Origin of the sequence: Microbacterium indicum DSM 19969 (assembly GCF_000422385.1) — a bacterium.
In the GTDB taxonomy this organism is placed as follows: domain Bacteria; phylum Actinomycetota; class Actinomycetes; order Actinomycetales; family Microbacteriaceae; genus Microbacterium; species Microbacterium indicum.
Window position 1 is genome coordinate 452134 of the sequence record NZ_AULR01000002.1, and the last position, 17256, is coordinate 469389.

Consider the following 17256-nt stretch of genomic DNA (forward strand, 5'->3'; position numbering starts at 1 on the left):
CCGGGACGGAGAGCGCATCGTGACGGATCACCGGTACGACCTCGTCGTCCTCGGCGGCGGCAGCGGCGGCTACGCCGCCGCGCTGCGCGCCGCCGAGCTGGGCCGGTCGGTCGCGCTCGTCGAGCGCGGCCTCCTCGGAGGCACCTGCCTCCACCGCGGCTGCGTTCCCACCAAGGCGCTCCTGCACACGGCCGAGGTCGCGGACGCCGTGCGGCACGCAGGAGCCGTCGGCGTCTCCGCGACGCTCGACGGCGTCGACGGTCAGACGGCCCTCGACTGGCGCCGCGCGCTCGTCGCCGGCAAGCACCGCGGGCTGACCTCCCTCGTCGCCGCGCGCGGCATCACGGTCGTGGAGGGCGAGGGATCCCTCGTCCTCACGGCCGACCGCCCCGCCGTCCGGGTCGGCGACGACCTCCTCGTCGGGTCCGACGTCGTGATCGCGACGGGCGCGGCGAGCCGCGCGCTGCCCGGTGCCCCGTTCGGCGCGCGCGTGATCGACTCCGAGCGCGCCCTCGAGCTCGCCGACGTCCCGTCGCGCGCCGTCGTCATCGGCGGCGGCGTCATCGGCGTCGAGTTCGCGAGCGCGTGGCGCTCGCTGGGCGCCGAGGTCACGATCGTCGAGGCGGCGCCGTCGCTCCTGCCGAACGACGACGCCGACGCCGTCAAGGTCCTCGACCGCTCGTTCCGCCGGCGCGGGATCGCGCTCGAGATGGGCGCCTCCGTCACGGGAGTCTCCGAGGAGCCCGGATCTGCGAGCGTCGCGATCCGGCGGGCCGACGGGTCCGAGGCCGCGCTCGAGGCCGATGTCGTGCTCGTCGCGATCGGCCGCGCCCCCGCGACCGACGGGCTCGGGCTCGACGAGGCGGGGGTCGCGCGCACGCGCGGCTTCGTCGACGTCGACGCCGACCTGCGCACGACGGCCGCGCACGTCTGGGCCGTGGGCGACATCGTCCCGGGCCCGCAGCTCGCGCATCGCGGGTTCCGGCACGGGATCTTCGTCGCCGAGACGATCGCCGGGCTCTCCCCCGCCCCGCTCGACGACACCGCGATCCCGCGGGTCACCTACTCGACGCCCGAGATCGCGGCGGTCGGCCTCACCGAGTCGCAGGCGATCGAGGCGCACGGCGCCGACGCCGTCGAGACCGCGACGTTCGCCCTCGCGGGCAACGCGAAGGCCGAGATCGTCTCGGCGGGCTCGGATGTCCGCGGCGGCATCGCCAAGGTCGTCCGCCGCAAGGACGGGCCCGTGATCGGCGTGCACCTGGCCGGACTCGGCGTGGGCGAGCTCGTGACCGAGGGCCAGCTCGCCGTCGCGTGGGAGGCGCACCCGGAGGATCTCGCCCCGCTGATCCACGCCCACCCGTCCCAGAGCGAGGCGCTCGGCGAGACGTTCCTCGCTCTCGCGGGATCCCCGCTCCATTCCCTCTGAGAACCGCCGCGGACGGCCACTTCCGGCGCCCGCGGATCCCCTAAGCTGAGAAGTACCGCGCAAAGTCTGAAGGAGACTCGAATATGAGCACTTCCGTTGTCCTCCCCGCTCTCGGCGAGAGCGTCACCGAGGGGACGGTCACCCGCTGGCTCAAGCAGGTCGGCGACACCGTCGAGGTCGACGAGCCGCTGCTCGAGGTGGCCACCGACAAGGTCGACACCGAGATCCCGTCGCCGGTCGCCGGCGTCCTCGAGTCGATCCTGGTGCAGGAGGACGAGACCGCCGAGGTCGGCGCCGAGCTCGCGACCGTGGGCGACGGCACCGCCGCCGCGCCCGCCGCGGCTCCCGCCCCCGAGGCGGCCGCGCCCGCCGCCCCTGCCGCTCCCGCCCCCGAGGCGCCCGCCGCTCCGGCGCCGGCCGCCGCTGCTCCGGAGGCCCCCGCCGCATCCGGCGACGCGACCGACGTCGTGCTGCCCGAGCTCGGAGAGAGCGTCACCGAGGGCACCGTGACCCGCTGGCTCAAGCAGGTCGGCGACACCGTCGAGGTCGACGAGCCGCTGCTCGAGATCGCGACCGACAAGGTCGACACCGAGGTCCCCTCGCCCGTCGCCGGCACGGTCCTCGAGCTGCTCGCCGCCGAGGACGACACCGTCGAGGTCGGCTCGGTCCTCGCGCGCGTCGGCTCGGGCGCCCCGGCTGCGGCCGCGCCCGCTCCCGCTGCCCCGGCCGCTCCCGCCGAGCAGGCCCCTGCCGCACCCGCCCCGGCCTCTCCGGCGCCCGCCCCCGCCCCCGCCGCGCCGGCGCCTGCTCCCGCTCCGGCCCCGGCGCCCGCTCCCGCCGCTCCGGCGCCCGCCGCCCCGGCCGCGCCCGCCGCGACGAACGACAAGATCTACGTCACGCCGCTCGTGCGCAAGCTCGCCGAGCAGAACGGCGTCGACCTGGCGACCGTCACGGGCTCCGGCGTCGGCGGACGCATCCGCAAGGAGGACGTCCTGAACGCCGCGTCGTCCGCACCCGCCCCCGCGGCGGCGCCGGCGGCGGCCTCCGCCCCGGCCGCGAAGAAGCCCGAGCCCTCGCCGCTGCGCGGCACCACGCAGCCGTTCTCGCGCCTGCGCAAGGTCGTCGCGAAGCGCGCCGTCGAGTCGCTCAACACGACGGCCCAGCTGACGACGTTCATCGAGATCGACGTCACGAAGGTCGCGGCGTTCCGCAACAAGCACAAGAACGCGTTCTTCGAGAAGTCGGGCGACAAGCTCTCCTTCATGTCGATCTTCGCGCTCGCGGCGGTCGAGCAGCTGCAGGCGTTCCCGATCATCAACTCCACGATCCAGGACGAGACGGTCGTCTACCCCGCGACCGAGAACCTCTCGATCGCGGTCGACACGCCCAAGGGCCTCTACACGCCCGTGATCCGCGACGCGGCGTCGAAGACGATCGCGCAGCTCGCGAACGAGATCGCGACGCTCGCCCAGCGCACGCGCGACGGCCAGCTGAAGCCCGACGACCTGCAGGGCGGCACGTTCACGCTGACGAACACGGGCTCGCGCGGCGCGCTGTTCGACACGCCGCTCGTCTTCCTGCCGCAGTCGGCGATCCTCGGCACCGGCACCGTCTACAAGCGCCCCGGCGTCGTGACGGTCGACGGCGAGGACGTCATCGGCATCCGCTCGTACGTGTACTTCGCGATCTCGTACGACCACCGCACGATCGACGGCGCCGACGCGGCCCGCTACCTCTCGGCCGTCAAGGCGCGCCTGGAGGAGGCCGACTTCGAGGCCGACCTGGGCATCTGACGCACGCGTCGCCTTCTGCGGGGGCCGCTCGATCTCACGATCGGGCGCCCCCCGCGGCGTAGAGGTCGCGCACGCGCCAGCGCTCCCCCACGCGCTCGATCACGAGGAGCTGCCGGTCCGCGCCCTCGGCCTCCACGGCGACGACGGCGACCGACCCGTAGTCGTCGACGAGCCCGACGGCACGGGAGGGCGACGCGACCGCGCCCTCCCGCGTGCGCCCCGCGAGGCCCGAGTCCTCGGCGCACGATCCCGAGCACGCGTCCCACTCGGCGAGGAGCGCGCCCGCCGCGGCGACGGGATCCTCCGTTCCGACCTCCGCCGCGGGCGGCGAGGGGTCGGCCGGCGCGACGCTCGCGGCGAGGCTCGGCGCGGGCCCCGCAGCGCGCGACGCCCGAGGAACCTGCGCCTGCGCCGCCTCGCCCTCGCCTTCCGCCGGCCAGCTGAGACCCACGACGACCGCGAGAACGGCCGCGGCAAGGCCCGCGAGCACCAGCCCGCGCCGCCCCGCGCGCCGGGAGCACGGGAGCCGCGCGCGGATCGACCGCCACGCCTCCGCGATCGCCTCCGCGAGGGTCCCGTCGACCAGCCGGCCCACGAGACCCGCGATCCCGAGCCCGTCCTCCGCCGCATCGTCCATGTCGCGGGGCTCGCCGCCGCGCGAGGCGCGGGCCGGCGCCTCCGTGATCGGCTGCGGCGCCGCGGCCTCGAAGAGCTGGGCCTCGAGCTCGCCGATCCGGCGCGCGAGGGCGGCCGGCCGCGCGAGAGCCTCGACGACCTCCTCGGCGGCGAGCCGCACAAGCCTGTCGTCGGTCGCGCCCGCGATCCGGCGCACGAGCTCCTGAGCGGCGTCGGCGGCGGACCCGGCGTCTGCTCCCCCGCTCCCGCAGCAGAACACGGGACGCCCGTCGGCGGCGATCCACCACGCGCCCGCCGCGGCGACGAGCCCGGCCTCGTGCATCTCAGCGGTGCCGCGCACGAGCGACACGATCGCCGTCACCGCCTCGCCGCGCAGCCACCCGTGCGCCCCCTCCTCGCGCCGCCCGCACGCCCGGTCGAGCGGCTCCCGGAGATCGTCGAACACGACCTCGTGGCCGCCCGCCCGCCGCATGACGTCGCGCGGGCACAGCACGTGCTGCGCGCCGTCGATCCGCCAGCCGTCCCAGCCGATGAGGTCCCCGGCGTCGACGAGCAGGACCTCGTCGTCGCCCTCGCGGGCCCGGACCCCGGGGTAGGGCGCGTCGGGCGGTGCGATGCGGCGGATGCGGCGCACCGCCGCATCGAGCGCGGCGGTCGCGGAGCGCGTCGAGGAGTCCATGCCGACAGCGTGCGCCACCGGGCGCATCCCCGCTCGCCGGCGCGGACCCCCGCTGTGGAGGGACCGGAGGGATCCGCGCCTGGGGACGTGCTGACCCCCTCCGTCGACACGCCGACGCCCCGGTAGAATGGCCCGCATGGCATCACGCACCCCGGCTCCGGAGAAGCGCCCCGGCTTCTTCGCCACCATCAAGCAGCTGTTCACCTTCGTTCACAAGGAGTACAGCTGGGTGGCGTGGGGGCTGCCGATCGTCATCCTGCTGGGCGTCTGGGTCGGCGTCGTCGTCGCGATCGTGACCGACCAGCAGTGGTGGGGCTACATCCTCTGGGTGATCTTCGGCATCATGCTCGGGCTCATCGCCAGCATGCTCCTGCTCAACCGCCTCGCGACGACCGCGATGTACCGCCAGATCGACGGCATGCCCGGCGCCGGCGGCCACGTGGTGTCGAACATGCTCGGCCGCAAGTGGCGCGGCGAGGAGATGCCCGTCGCCGTGAACCCGAAGTCGCAGGACGCCGTCTACCGCGCCGTCGGCCGCGGAGGCGTCGTGCTCGTCGGCGAGGGCGCGCCGAGCCGGCTCGATCGGCTCGTCAAGAAGGAGAAGGCGACGGCGCTGCGCATCACGCACAGCTCCGTGCCCGTCAACGTCTTCTACGTCGGGCACGACGAGGGCCAGGTCGAGATCAAGAACCTCGCGAAGGCGATCAAGAAGCTGCCGAACGCCGTCGACCGCGCCGGCATGAACCAGCTCATCTCGCGCTCCGAGTCGATGTCGCGCGGCGGCGCCGCCGCGATGCCGATCCCGAAGGGCATCGACCCGCTCCGGGTGCGCGCGCCGCGCCCGCGCTGATCGCCTGACGCAGCGACGGCCCGGATCCCCGAGGGGGTCCGGGCCGTCGCCGTATCAGCGCGAACGGACGAGCACCGTGTCGGCGAGCAGGTCGTGCAGCCCCCGGTGGTCCTTGTCCCAGATCGCGGCGGGGATCACGAGCAGCACGAGGACCGTGCGGACGATCGGCCGCCACACGCCGGCCCACTCGCCCCCGCGCCTGATGAGGCGCAGTCCGACGATCCGGTGCCCGGGACTCCCGCCGAGGGTGGGAAGGAACAGCACCTGGATGACGAAGAAGATGAGCAGCAGCGACCACCAGGCGTAGTCGAAGAACGCCACCGAGAGGATCACGGTCGCCGCCCAGTCGATCGCGAAGCCCCCGACGCGGCGCGAGAGCGGGCCGATGCTTCCGGGTCCGGAGGCCGGGAGGCCGATCGAGCTGCCGGGGTACTCGGATCCGTGCGCTGCTGAGGTCACGCGTCCCAGCCTAGGAGAGCGAGCCTCTCACCCCGCTGATGGCCGAGTGACGCACGACGCACACAGGCTCGTAACATGCGCGAAACATCAGAGTTATGCCCGGGCAACGCCTCCCCGATAGGTTCGGAGAGTCACTCGATCTCGCGCGAGCGACGACCCGAAGTCCCACCGATCTGGAGCCTCCATGTTCAAAGACTCATCCGAGGTGCTCGCGTTCCTCGAGAACGAGGATGTCAAGTTCCTCGACATCCGCTTCACCGACCTTCCCGGTGTCCAGCAGCACTTCAACATCCCGGCTTCCACGGTCGACGAGGACTTCTTCACTGTCGGCCAGCTGTTCGACGGCTCGTCGATCCGCGGCTTCGCGAACATCAACGAGTCGGACATGCAGCTCATCCCCGACGTGACGACGGCGTACCTCGACCCGTTCCGCGAGCAGAAGACGCTCGTCATGGTGTTCGACATCTACAACCCGCGCAACGGCGAGATCTACTCGAAGGACCCGCGCCAGGTCGCCAAGAAGGCCGAGAAGTACCTCGCGTCGACCGGCATCGCCGACACCGCGTTCTTCGCCCCCGAGGCCGAGTTCTACATCTTCGACGACGTCCGCTACGAGGTCTCGCAGGGCAAGAGCTTCTACTCGGTCGACTCCGAAGAGGCCGCCTGGAACACGGCACGCAAGGAGGAGGGCGGAAACCTCGGAAACAAGACGCCCTACAAGGGCGGCTACTTCCCCGTCTCGCCCGTCGACAAGACGGCCGACCTCCGCGACGACATCTCGCTGCGCCTCATCGACGCCGGTCTCGAGCTCGAGCGCGCGCACCACGAGGTGGGCACCGCCGGCCAGCAGGAGATCAACTACCGCTTCGACACGATGGTCCACGCGGCGGACGACATCCTCAAGTTCAAGTACATCGTGAAGAACACGGCCGAGGAGTGGGGCAAGACGGCGACGTTCATGCCGAAGCCCCTCTTCGGCGACAACGGCTCGGGCATGCACACGCACCAGTCGCTCTGGAAGGACGGCGAGCCGCTGTTCTACGACGAGCAGGGCTACGGCCAGCTCAGCGACCTCGCGCGCTGGTACATCGGCGGCCTGCTCAAGCACGCCCCCGCCGTCCTCGCGTTCACGAACCCCACGCTGAACTCGTACCACCGCCTCGTCAAGGGCTTCGAGGCCCCCGTGAACCTCGTCTACTCGGCGGGCAACCGCTCGGCGGCGATCCGCATCCCGATCACGGGTTCGAACCCCAAGGCCAAGCGCCTCGAGTTCCGCGCCCCTGACTCGTCGGGCAACCCGTACCTCGCGTTCGCGGCCCAGCTCATGGCCGGCATCGACGGCATCAAGAACCGCATCGAGCCGCACGAGCCCGTCGACAAGGACCTCTACGAGCTTCCCCCCGAGGAGGCCAAGGGCATCCCCCAGGTTCCGGGCGGCCTCGCCGAGTCGCTCGAGGCTCTGCGCGAGGACAGCGCGTTCCTCCTCGAGGGCGGCGTCTTCACGCAGGAGCTCATCGACACCTGGATCGACTACAAGTACGAGAACGAGATCATCCCGATGGCCCAGCGCCCTCACCCGTTCGAGTTCGAGCTCTACTACGGAGTCTGATCCCGATCGCGCACGGAAGAGCGCCCGTCCCCTCTCGCGAGGGGGCGGGCGCTCTCGTCTGCGCCGCGGCGGGTCAGGCCTCGGGGATCGGGAAGAGCATCTGCTCCGTGAACACCCGGTCGGGGTCGGGGCCGCTGCGCACGCCGGTGTCGAGCGCGTCGATGCGGCCCAGCTCCTCCGCCGCGAGCTCGAAGTCGAAGACATCGAAGTTCTCGGCGATGCGCTCGGGGTTCGTCGACTTGGGGATCACCGACCGGCCCTGCTGGATGCCCCAGCGGAGCATCGTCTGCGCGGGGCTCTTGCCGTGGGCGGCGGCGATCTCGGCGATCGCCGGGTCCTGCAGGACGCTGCGGCGCTCGTCTCCGAAGCCGGGGTAGAAGGTGATGCCGCCGATGGGCGACCACGCCTGCGTCAGGATCCCGAGGTCGGAGTCGGCCTGCTGCACGTCCTTCTGGGCGTGGTACGGGTGCAGCTCGACCTGGTTGACGGCGGGCACGACGCTCGCGACGTCGAGGAGGCGCGTCAGCGCGGCCGGGGTGAAGTTGCTGACGCCGATGGCGCGCACCTTCCCGTCGCGCAGCAGCGTCTCGAGCGCGCGGTACGCGTCGATCGTGCGGTCGAACATCGAGACGGCGGCCTGGTGGAGGATCAGGAGGTCGATCTGCTCGACGCCCAGCTTGGCGGCGGCCTTGTCGAAGGCGTGCTGCGTCTCGTCGTAGCCGTAGTCGGAGGGCCACACCTTGGTCTCGATGAAGACCTCGTCGCGCGGAAGACCGCTCGCGGCGATCGCCTGCCCGACCTCGCGCTCGTTGCCGTACGCGGCGGCGGTGTCGACGTGGCGGTACCCGACGCGCAGGGCCTCGGCGACCGCCGCCGTGGTCTCCTCGGGGGACGACTGGAAGACGCCGAGCCCCAGGACCGGGATCTCGACGCCGTTGTTCAGAGTGAAAGCGGGAAGGCTCATGCTCGCGACGCTACGCCGGGGCGGGGTGTGCGTGGGAGGGCCCGTCTTTACCTGTGTCGGCGCCGCGCGGTCACCGCACCCGGAGCGCGCCCGGATCCACCCGCACGGAGAACCGCGAGACCTCGCCGACCTCCTCGCCGTCGACTTCGAAGGCCCGCGGCGCGTCGAGCTCGACGCCGACCCGCTCGGCCGTCAGGTGGCGCGTCGACTCGGTGCTCACCGCCGCGGCGTCGCGGTCGAAGAGCCGCCGGATCCCGTTGTCCCACACGATGGAGCGCAGCGTGTCGGCCCACTGCAGAGCTCCGTCGGAGCTGACCGCGAGCAGGTCGAGACGCCCGTCGTCGAGCTCCGCGTCGGGCAGCAGTCGGATCCCTCCCTGCAGCATCCCGCAGTTGCCGACGAGGAGCGTGTGCGCGCGGATCTCGGCCGCGTCGCCGTCGTCGATCGACAGCGCGATCCCCGTCATCTCGGCGCCGGTCAGAGCACGCCCCATCGCCTCGACGTAGGCGAGCCAGCCGGCCCGGTCCTTGAGGTCGTCGTCGGTCTCGACGAGCATCTGCGCGTCGACGCCCATGCCGACCATGACGGCGAAGCCCTGCTCGGAGCCGTCGATCTCGACCCAGCCGAAGTCGATCCGGCGCTCGTCTCCGCGGGCGATCCGCTCGAGCGCCGCCGGGATGTCGTCGAGCGGCACCTCGAGGTTCCGGGCGAGGAGGTTGCCCGTGCCGCGCGGGACGATGCCGAGCGCCGCGTCCCGGCCCGCGAGCGCCTCGGCCACGGCGCGGACGGTCCCGTCCCCGCCGACGGCGACGACCGTCGCGCATCCCGCGGCCAGCGCCTCCTCGGCCATTCCGCGACCGGGGTCGTCCTCGCTCGTCTCCCACCAGGAGACGTCGTCGCCGAGCGCCGCTCCGACGGCGTCGCGCAGCTCGCCCTCATCGACCTTGGACGGGTTCCAGATGACGCCGATCGCCGTGCTCATGCTCCCAGCCTGTCGCCCGACGGACCGCACCGCAACCGCGCGCCCGAGATCCGCATCCGGCCGCGATCCGACACACGCCGTTCTCACAGACCTGAGAGGATGACGACGTGAGCGCTCGGATCGTGACCGTGTACAGCACCAAGGGCGGGGTCGGGAAGACCACGACCGCGGTGACCCTCGCCTCCATCGCGGCGGCCGACGGGAACAGGGTCCTGCTCTGGGACCTCGACCCGCAGGCCGCATCGACGTGGCTCCTCGAGGTCAAGCAGAAGATGCGCGGCGGCGCGGGGGCGGTGTTCGCGGGCGACGCACCGCTCAAGAAGGCGATCCGCGGAACCGACGTCCAGGGCCTCGACGTCGTCCCGGCCGACGCCTCGTATCGCGACCTCGACATCGCGCTCGACGCCGCGAAGAAGTCGTCCTCGCGCCTCGCGAAGGCGCTCAAGCCGCTGAAGTCGGTGTACGACGTCATCATCATCGACTGCCCGCCCGGCGCTTCGCTCGTCGCCGAGAACGCGCTCCACGTCGCCGACGTCGTCGTCACTCCCCTGTCGCCCGCTCTGCTGTCGCTCCGCTCCTACGAGCAGGTCACGGCGTTCCTCGCCGAGCAGGAGTCGCGCGCCAAGCTCATCGCCTTCCTCAACATGGTCGACCGCCGCAAGAAGACCCACCGCGACGCCGCCGAGCGCCTGCCGTCGGAGATCCGCGGCCTCAGCGACATCGTCGTCCCCGCCTCGGTCGTCGTCGAGCGCATGGGCGAGCGCCACGAGGCCGTGACGGAGTTCGCGGCGTCCTCCGACCCGGCGAAGGCGTTCCGCGCCCTCTGGCACGTCGTCTCGCGGGCCTGATCAGAGGTCGTAGAACACGCGCTCGTAGGTGCGCCGCGCGCGCCGCGCCGCGCGCAGCCACTCCTCCTCGACACGCGGGCCTGATCCCGGGGGCATCTCGAGGATCCGCCCGATCCCGTCGAGCTGACGGTGGTCGAGCGGCAGGTCGTCGCTCGTGCGGCCCGTGAGCAGGGTCTTCGCCGAGCGCAGTCGCGTCGCGAGCCGCCACGCGTCGCCGAGCTGGGCGGCGTCGCCCGCGGCGAGGAGCCCCGCCTCGACGGCGGCGTCGAGCGCGCCGAGCGTCTGCGGCGTTCGCAGGGCCGGGACGTCGTGCGCGTGCTGGAGCTGCAGCAGCTGCACGAGCCATTCCACATCGCTGAGCCCGCCCGGCCCGAGCTTGAGGTGTCGCGACGGGTCGATGCCCCGCGGCATGCGCTCGCTCTCGACGCGGGCCTTGATGCGCTTGATCTCGCGCACGTCGGCGGGGTCGCACAGGCCGGGATAGCGCTGGCGGTCGGCGAGCGCCATGAAGTCGTCGAGCAGGGCCGCGGTCCCCGCGACGGGCCGCGCACGGAGCAGCGCCTGCGCCTCCCACGTGACGGACCAGCGGTCGTAGTAGGCGGCGTAGGCGTCGAGCGAGCGCACGATGGGCCCGCGGCGGCCCTCGGGCCGGAGGTCCGCGTCGAGCTCGAGCGGCGCGCGGTGGTCCTCGGACACCTGGCGCACCGTCGCGACGATCCGCTGCGCGAGGCGCTCGGCCGTCTGCGGGTCGACGCCGGCCGCGCGATAGACGTAGAGCACGTCGGCGTCGGATCCGAAGCCGACCTCCTCGCCGCCGTAGCGCCCCATGCCGATGATCGCGAACTCGAGGGCCGCGTGCTCGGGCGGCACGACGGCGTCGCGCACGGCCCACACGGTCGCGCGCAGCGTGACGTCGGTGATGGCGCTCAGCGCGCGCGTCACCTCGCCGATCGAGAGGGTCCCGAGCATCGCGCCCATCGCGACCCGCAGGAGCTCGCGCCGGCGGATCTGCCGGATCGCGCTCATGGCGTCGTCGAGCGACGGCCGCCGGCTGCGGATCGCACGCGCCTCCTGCTCGAGGACCTCGACCGACCGCGGGCGCCGCAGCTCGTCGCTGTCGAGCCACGCGACCGACTCGGGGATCCACTCCATGAGCTCGCCGACGTAGCGCGAGCCGCTCAGCAGGGTCGTCAGCTGCTCGGCCGCGCCGGACGAGTCGCGCAGCATGCGCAGGAACCAGGGGCTGTCGCCAAGGCGCTCGCTGATGCGTCGATACGCCACAAGCCCGTAGTCGGGGTCGACTCCCCCGGCGAACCACAGGAGCATGACGGGCATGAGCGTCCGCTGCACCGTGGCCTTGCGGCTGACCCCGCGCGTCAGGGCGGCGATGTGGCGCAGCGCGCCCTTCGGGTCCTGGAAGCCGATCGCGGCGAGGCGGTCGTGCGCCTCGTCTCCCGTGAGAGCCCGCGCGTCGCCGCCGGTCGCGGCGACCGCCGAGAGCAGCGGGCGGTAGAACAGCCGCACGTGGATGTCGCGCACCTCGGCCTTGACGCGCTCCCACAGCGCCGTGACATCGTGCGCCGTGCCGCCCGCGGCGTCGGCCGAGGCGTCGAAGAGCCCCGTCGAGCGGGCGAGGACCCGCAGGCTCTCCCCGTCCTCCGGCATCAGGTGCGTGCGCCGAAGCTGCTGCAGCTGCAGGCGGTGCTCGATGAGTCGGAGGATCCGGTAGTCGGTCGAGAACGCCGCGGCGTCGGCGCGGCCGATGTACCCCGCGTCGACGAGCTGGTCGAGCGCCGCGAGCGTGCCGCGGGCGCGGACCGACGGATCCACGCGGCCGTGCACGAGCTGCAGCAGCTGCACCGTGAACTCGACGTCGCGGAGCCCGCCGGGACCGAGCTTGACCTGGCGGTCGATCTCGCCCGAGGCGATCGTGTCCCGCACGCGTTCGCGCATCGCCTGCACGCTGTCGACGAAGCCCTCGCGCCCCGCGCTCTCCCACACGAGGGGACGCGTCGCGTCGACGTAGGCGGCGCCCAGCTCGGCGTCCCCCGCGATCGCGCGCGCCTTCAGCAGGGCCTGGAACTCCCACGAGTGCGCCCAGCGCCGGTAGTACGCGAGGTGGGACTCGAGCGTGCGCACGAGCGCCCCCTGCTTGCCCTCGGGGCGCAGGTTCGCGTCGACCTCCCACAGCGGCGGCTCGGTCTCGAAGCCGTCGATCGCCCGCATCGCCTGGGAGGCGAGGCGCGTCGCGACGTCGATCATGCGCGTCTCGGACAGCTCGGACCCTTCGGCGACGCCGCAGACGAAGATCACGTCGACGTCCGAGACGTAGTTGAGCTCCTCGGCGCCCGTCTTTCCCATGCCGATGATCGCGAGGCGCGTCGCCCGCACATCGTCCGACGGGAACAGGCCCGCGGATCCGCGGTCGTTCGCGACCTTCGTGCGTGCGATCGCGAGGGCCGCCTCGAGCGCGGCGCCCGCCGCCTCGGAGAGCGCCGTCGACACGTCGCGGACCGCCTCGACCGAGTCGGGATCCGAGAGGTCGTAGCCCGCGATGCGCAGGAGCGCCCGGCGGTAGGCGATGCGCAGCGCGATGCGCGCCTCCTCGCCGTCGCTCCGGGCGAACCCGTCGGACGCGCCGACTGCGGCCAGGAGCTCGCCGCGCATCTCGTCCGCGGTGGGGAGCGACCGCGGCCGCGAGGTCAGCTCGTCGACGAGGGTGCGCGGGTGGCGCAGCGCGAAGTCGGCGAGACCCTGCGATCCGCCGAGGACGCGCCAGACGCGACGCGAGCGGTGCCCGGCCGCGAGGACCTCGCGGATCGTGTCGGGGTCGCGCCTCGCGATGCCGAGGACGGCGCGCACGGCCGCATCGGGGTCGGCCGCGAGCGAGGCGAGCGCGATCAGGTCGTCGCGCGCGTGCCCCGTCGCGGCCGACAGCTCGGCGAGGTCGCCGTCGGCCTGGTCGACGTCCGAGAAGCCCGCCCTGACGAGGGTCGAGCGTCCCGAACGGCGCTCCGAGGGAGTCGCCACGTCAGATGACGTCGAGCGTCGTCTCGAGCTCGAACGACGTGACCTGCGCGCGGTACTGCTCGAACTCGCGGCGCTTGTTCGCGAGCACGTAGCTGAACACCTGCTCGCCGAGCGTCTCGGCGACGAGCTCGGACTCCTCCATGCGCGCGATCGCCTGGTCGAGGCTCGACGGCAGCGCGCGGTACCCGAGCGCGCGGCGCTCGGCGTCGGAGAGCAGCCAGATGTTGTCCTCGGCCTCGGGCGGGAGCTCGTACTCGTTCTCGATGCCCTTGAGCCCGGCCGACAGCATGAGCGCGTACGCGAGGTACGGGTTCGCCGCCGAGTCGATGCCGCGGTGCTCGATGCGCGCCGAGGTGCTCTTGCCGGGCTTGTAACGCGGAACGCGCACGAGCGCCGAGCGGTTGTTGTGGCCCCACGCGATGTAGCTGGGGGCCTCGTCGCCGCCCCACACGCGCTTGTACGAGTTGACGAACTGGTTGAGCAGCAGCGAGATCTCGTCGGCGTGCGTCAGGAGGCCCGCGATGAAGTGGCGGCCCGTCTTCGAGAGCTGGTGCGGGTCGCTCTCCTCGTAGAAGGCGTTGGCGTCGCCCTCGAAGAGCGACATGTGCGTGTGCATCCCGCTGCCGGGGGCGCCCGCAAGCGGCTTGGGCATGAACGTCGCGTGCACGCCCTGCTCGATCGCGACCTCCTTCACGACGGTGCGGAAGGTCATGATGTTGTCGGCCATCGTGAGCGCGTCGGCGTAGCGCAGGTCGATCTCGTTCTGCCCCGGGCCGCCCTCGTGGTGGCTGAACTCGACCGAGATGCCGAGGTCCTCGAGCATGCGCACGGCGCGGCGGCGGAAGTCGTGCGCCGTGCCGCCCGGCACGTTGTCGAAGTAGCCGGCCGAGTCGACGGGGACGGGCGCGGATCCGCGCTCCCCCTGCTCGAAGAGGTAGAACTCCATCTCGGGGTGCGTGTAGAACGTGAACCCCGCGTCGGCGGCGCGCGAGAGCGTGCGTTTGAGGACGTTGCGCGGATCGGCGACCGCGGGGTCGCCCTCGGGCGTGGTGAGGTCGCAGAACATGCGGGCCGTGGGCTCGACGTCGCCACGCCAGGGCAGGAGCTGGAAGGTCGTGGGATCCGGGTGCGCGAGCAGGTCGCTCTCCTGCACGCGGGTCAGGCCCTCGATGGCCGAGCCGTCGAACCCGATGCCCTCGCCGAACGCGCCTTCGACCTCGGCGGGGGCGAGCGCGACCGACTTCAGCGTTCCGATGACGTCGGTGAACCACAGGCGGACGAACTTCACGCCGCGCTCCTCGATCGTGCGGAGCACGAAATCCTGCTGCTTGTCCATGCCGATCAGCCTACTGGCCGCGGGAGCGGGGACACGCCGCTCTCAGGACTCGTCGGATCGCCACGCGCGCTCAGCCTCGTCGTCGTCCTCCCACGCCTGCGAGCGCCTGGCCAGGACCTCGGGCGCGCGCTCCGCCTCCTCGCGCGTCGCGAAGGGCCCCGCGAGGTCGAGGGATCCCGACTGGGGTCCCTCCTCGACGAGGCGCGTGCGCATGTTGAACCAGAACTCGGCGGCCATGGCGCCCACGCTACCCGGGGTCCGGATCAGGCGCGACGGCGCGCGCGGATCGCGAGGATCCCGAGCGCGAGGAGCGCCGCGGCCGGCACGACGAGGAGTCCCAGGCGGATCCCCTCCCCCGCGACGACGGCGGGGGTGAGCCCGTCGCGCAGCTCGACGTCGGCGACGATGAGCCCCTGCTCGTCGGCGGGGATCTCGTCGACCGTCGTGCCGTCGGGCGCGATGACCTGGCTCGTGCCGACGGTCGAGACGTTGACGACACTGCGCCCGGTCTCGATCGCGCGCATGCGCGCCATCTCGAGCTGCTGCAGGTTCTCGTCGGATCCGCGGAAGTCGGCGTTGTTCGTCTGGAACATGTAGACCTGGGCGCCGTCCTGAGCGCCCTCCCACACGAGATCGTCGAACGCGACGTCGAAGCAGATCGCGAGCCCGACCGCGACGTCGCCGACGTGCATGAGCGGGGCGTCGTCGCCGGGCTCGTACTCGCGGCCGATGAGCCCGATGAGGCTCGGGACGATCGCCTCGTAGAACGCGCGGTCCGGGACGTACTCGCCGAACGGCACGGGGTAGCGCTTCGAGTGGTGCGCGACGGGGCCCTCGTCGGCCGTCCACAGCATCGACATGTTGTAGACGAGCTGGCCCTGCGCGACGGCCGAGTTCATGAGGATCGGCGCGCCGTACGTCGCCGCGGCCCGGGTGAGGGCCGCGGCGGCCGCCCGGTCGGTCAGCGGGTCGACGCCGCCGAGCCCTCCCTCGGGCCAGAGGACGAGGTCGACGTCCTGCCCGATCACGGGATCCGACGCCTGGAGCTGCGCATCGAGCACGTCGTACCGCGCGCGCTGGTCGGCGTAGGCCGCGGGACCGTCGCCCTGGGCCGCGCCGACGCGGATCGATCCGGCCTCCGTCGTCGGGAACTGCGGGACGACGACGAGCGCGATCGCGAGCACAGCCGCCGCTCCGAGCCCCGCCGCGGGTACGCGGCGCGGGACGCCGGCCCAGCGCGCGGCGCGGCCCGTCTCCACGAGGAGGGCGACCGCGAGCGCGCAGAGGAACGTGAGCCCCTCGGTTCCGACCCACGACGCGACCTGCGCGAGCGGCCCCGACGCCTGGCTCATGCCGAGGCGACCCCAGGGGAAGCCCGTGTAGGGCCAGGAGATCATGACGATCTCGCGAGCCGTCCAGATCCCCGCGACGAGCGCCGCCGTCGCGGCGAAGCGCCACCCGGGCCGCCGGATCACGCGCGGCACCCACCGGTACGCGAGGGCGATGAGGACGCCGCCGGCCCCCATGAAGAGGGCCTCGACGCCGGCGAGCGCGACCCACGGCACCCAGGAGAGGGGGTCGTCGCCGAGGAACCCGTCGATCCAGTCGATGTCCGGGAAGTAGAAGCTCGCCCCGAAGGCGAGCGCGACGAGGAACGCCGCGCCAGCTCGCCGCCCGACGAGCGAGACGAGCGAGAGCGCGACGGCGACGAAGGCGAGCGGCCAGATGCCGAGCGCGGGGAAGGATGCGTCGTACGCGAGCCCGCCGGCGACGGCGGCGATGAGCGCAGCCCAGAGCGGGAGGATCGGCCGCGGATCGGAAGTCGTCACGGGCGCGACCCTACGACGCCGGCCGATGAGCCTCACTCGGCTTCGTCTGCGAGATCCTCGAAGAGCCCGAGCGGGGGCGTCAGCACGACGCGGCCTGCCTCGACGTCGACCTCGGGGACGATCTCGGACACGAACGGCACCATGACCTCGCGCTCGCCGACGGCGACGATCAGGAGGTCCTGCGCGGGGAGGTGCTCGACGCGGGCGACGGTGCCCACGACCTCTCCGTCGCGCACGGCTTCGAGGCCCACGAGCTGGTGGTCGTACCAGGCGTCGGGCTCGGAGGAGGCCGTCTCGTCCTCGTCGACCCAGAGGATCGCCCGGACGAGCGTCTCGGCGTCGTTGCGGTCGTCGATGTCCTCGAAGAACACGACGGGGCTCTGGTTCATCCAGCGGAACTCGCGGACCGTGATGGTCTTGCGGTGCCACTGGGAGTGCTCGGGGACCTGCAGGGTGAACGTCGCCCCCGGCACGAAACGGCCGTCGGGGTCGTCGGTGTACAGCTCGAGCTTGAGCGCGCCCTTGAGGCCGTGCGCCTTGAGCACACGACCGACGCGCAGCTGGTTCTTCGGCGCGGCCATCAGTCGTCGGCCACGTCGACGCGCACGCGGCGCTCGTCGGCCAGAGCGGCGACGAGCGCGCGCAGCGCCTTGGCCGTGCGGCCGCCGCGCCCGATCACACGGCCCCGGTCGGCGGGGGCGACGTGCACGGTGAGCACGTTCCCCCGCGGACCGTCGGACTCGTCGATGCGCACGGCATCGCGGTCGTCGACGATCCCCGTGACGATGTGTTCGAGAGCGGCGGCCAGCACG

Annotated in this window: 15 protein-coding genes; 5 read left to right on the top strand and 10 right to left on the bottom strand. The window is 72.7% G+C overall.

Features of this window, described 5'->3' with window-relative positions:
• Positions 1 to 19 precede the first annotated feature (19 nt).
• Together lpdA and sucB are read left to right on the top strand one after the other, a co-directional pair.
• Positions 20 to 1429: a dihydrolipoyl dehydrogenase gene (gene lpdA, locus H576_RS0104785; RefSeq protein WP_029149996.1), complete on the top strand. Its 1410-nt coding sequence runs from the start codon at positions 20 to 22 to the stop codon at positions 1427 to 1429.
• 83 nt (positions 1430 to 1512) lie between these two features.
• Positions 1513 to 3222, top strand: a complete 1710-nt coding sequence (gene sucB, locus H576_RS0104790; protein WP_029149997.1) for a 2-oxoglutarate dehydrogenase, E2 component, dihydrolipoamide succinyltransferase — start codon at positions 1513 to 1515, stop codon at positions 3220 to 3222.
• Positions 3223 to 3256: 34 nt separating this feature from the next.
• Here the strand turns inward: sucB and H576_RS0104795 are convergent, their stop codons facing one another.
• On the bottom strand, positions 3257 to 4537 hold the full coding sequence (locus H576_RS0104795) for a hypothetical protein (RefSeq protein WP_029149998.1): 1281 nt from the start codon (positions 4535 to 4537) through the stop codon (positions 3257 to 3259).
• A gap of 136 nt (positions 4538 to 4673) precedes the next feature.
• Here H576_RS0104795 and H576_RS0104800 point away from each other — a divergent pair, with 136 nt between their 5' ends.
• Positions 4674 to 5387: a DUF4191 family protein gene (locus H576_RS0104800; protein ID WP_029149999.1), complete on the top strand. Its 714-nt coding sequence runs from the start codon at positions 4674 to 4676 to the stop codon at positions 5385 to 5387.
• A gap of 54 nt (positions 5388 to 5441) precedes the next feature.
• Here the strand turns inward: H576_RS0104800 and H576_RS0104805 are convergent, their stop codons facing one another.
• Entirely contained in the window at positions 5442 to 5846 is a 405-nt protein-coding gene (locus H576_RS0104805) for an RDD family protein (RefSeq protein ID WP_029150000.1), read from the bottom strand.
• A gap of 184 nt (positions 5847 to 6030) precedes the next feature.
• Between H576_RS0104805 and glnA the strand changes: the two genes are divergently transcribed.
• The gene (gene glnA, locus H576_RS0104810; RefSeq protein ID WP_029150001.1) at positions 6031 to 7455 is read left to right on the top strand and encodes a type I glutamate--ammonia ligase; all 1425 of its coding nucleotides are present in this window, start codon (positions 6031 to 6033) and stop codon (positions 7453 to 7455) included.
• Positions 7456 to 7528: 73 nt separating this feature from the next.
• On the opposite strand, the gene H576_RS0104815 is transcribed toward glnA, so the two are convergent.
• Together H576_RS0104815 and H576_RS0104820 are read right to left on the bottom strand one after the other, a co-directional pair.
• Positions 7529 to 8419, bottom strand: a complete 891-nt coding sequence (locus H576_RS0104815) for an aldo/keto reductase (protein ID WP_029150002.1) — start codon at positions 8417 to 8419, stop codon at positions 7529 to 7531.
• A 70-nt stretch (positions 8420 to 8489) separates the two neighbouring features.
• On the bottom strand, positions 8490 to 9401 hold the full coding sequence (locus H576_RS0104820) for a diacylglycerol/lipid kinase family protein (RefSeq protein ID WP_029150003.1): 912 nt from the start codon (positions 9399 to 9401) through the stop codon (positions 8490 to 8492).
• A 107-nt stretch (positions 9402 to 9508) separates the two neighbouring features.
• Between H576_RS0104820 and H576_RS0104825 the strand changes: the two genes are divergently transcribed.
• Positions 9509 to 10249 carry a ParA family protein gene (locus tag H576_RS0104825; RefSeq protein WP_029150004.1) on the top strand — a complete coding sequence of 247 codons (741 nt, stop codon included), beginning with the start codon at positions 9509 to 9511 and terminating at the stop codon, positions 10247 to 10249.
• Here H576_RS0104825 and H576_RS0104830 read toward each other — a convergent pair whose 3' ends face one another.
• From H576_RS0104830 to H576_RS0104855, 6 genes are read right to left on the bottom strand one after another with little or no spacing between them, the layout of a single operon-like run.
• Entirely contained in the window at positions 10250 to 13279 is a 3030-nt protein-coding gene (locus tag H576_RS0104830) for a bifunctional [glutamine synthetase] adenylyltransferase/[glutamine synthetase]-adenylyl-L-tyrosine phosphorylase (RefSeq protein WP_029150005.1), read from the bottom strand.
• 1 nt (position 13280) lies between these two features.
• Entirely contained in the window at positions 13281 to 14615 is a 1335-nt protein-coding gene (locus tag H576_RS0104835; protein WP_029150006.1) for a glutamine synthetase family protein, read from the bottom strand.
• 42 nt (positions 14616 to 14657) lie between these two features.
• Entirely contained in the window at positions 14658 to 14852 is a 195-nt protein-coding gene (locus tag H576_RS0104840) for a hypothetical protein (RefSeq protein ID WP_036319188.1), read from the bottom strand.
• A 26-nt stretch (positions 14853 to 14878) separates the two neighbouring features.
• The gene (gene lnt, locus H576_RS0104845; RefSeq protein ID WP_029150008.1) at positions 14879 to 16444 is read right to left on the bottom strand and encodes an apolipoprotein N-acyltransferase; all 1566 of its coding nucleotides are present in this window, start codon (positions 16442 to 16444) and stop codon (positions 14879 to 14881) included.
• Positions 16445 to 16476: 32 nt separating this feature from the next.
• Entirely contained in the window at positions 16477 to 17025 is a 549-nt protein-coding gene (gene rimM / locus H576_RS0104850; protein ID WP_029150009.1) for a ribosome maturation factor RimM, read from the bottom strand.
• Positions 17025 to 17255 carry a KH domain-containing protein gene (locus H576_RS0104855; RefSeq protein ID WP_029150010.1) on the bottom strand — a complete coding sequence of 77 codons (231 nt, stop codon included), beginning with the start codon at positions 17253 to 17255 and terminating at the stop codon, positions 17025 to 17027. Before H576_RS0104855 ends, rimM begins: the two co-directional genes overlap by 1 nt.
• Position 17256 lies beyond the last annotated feature (1 nt).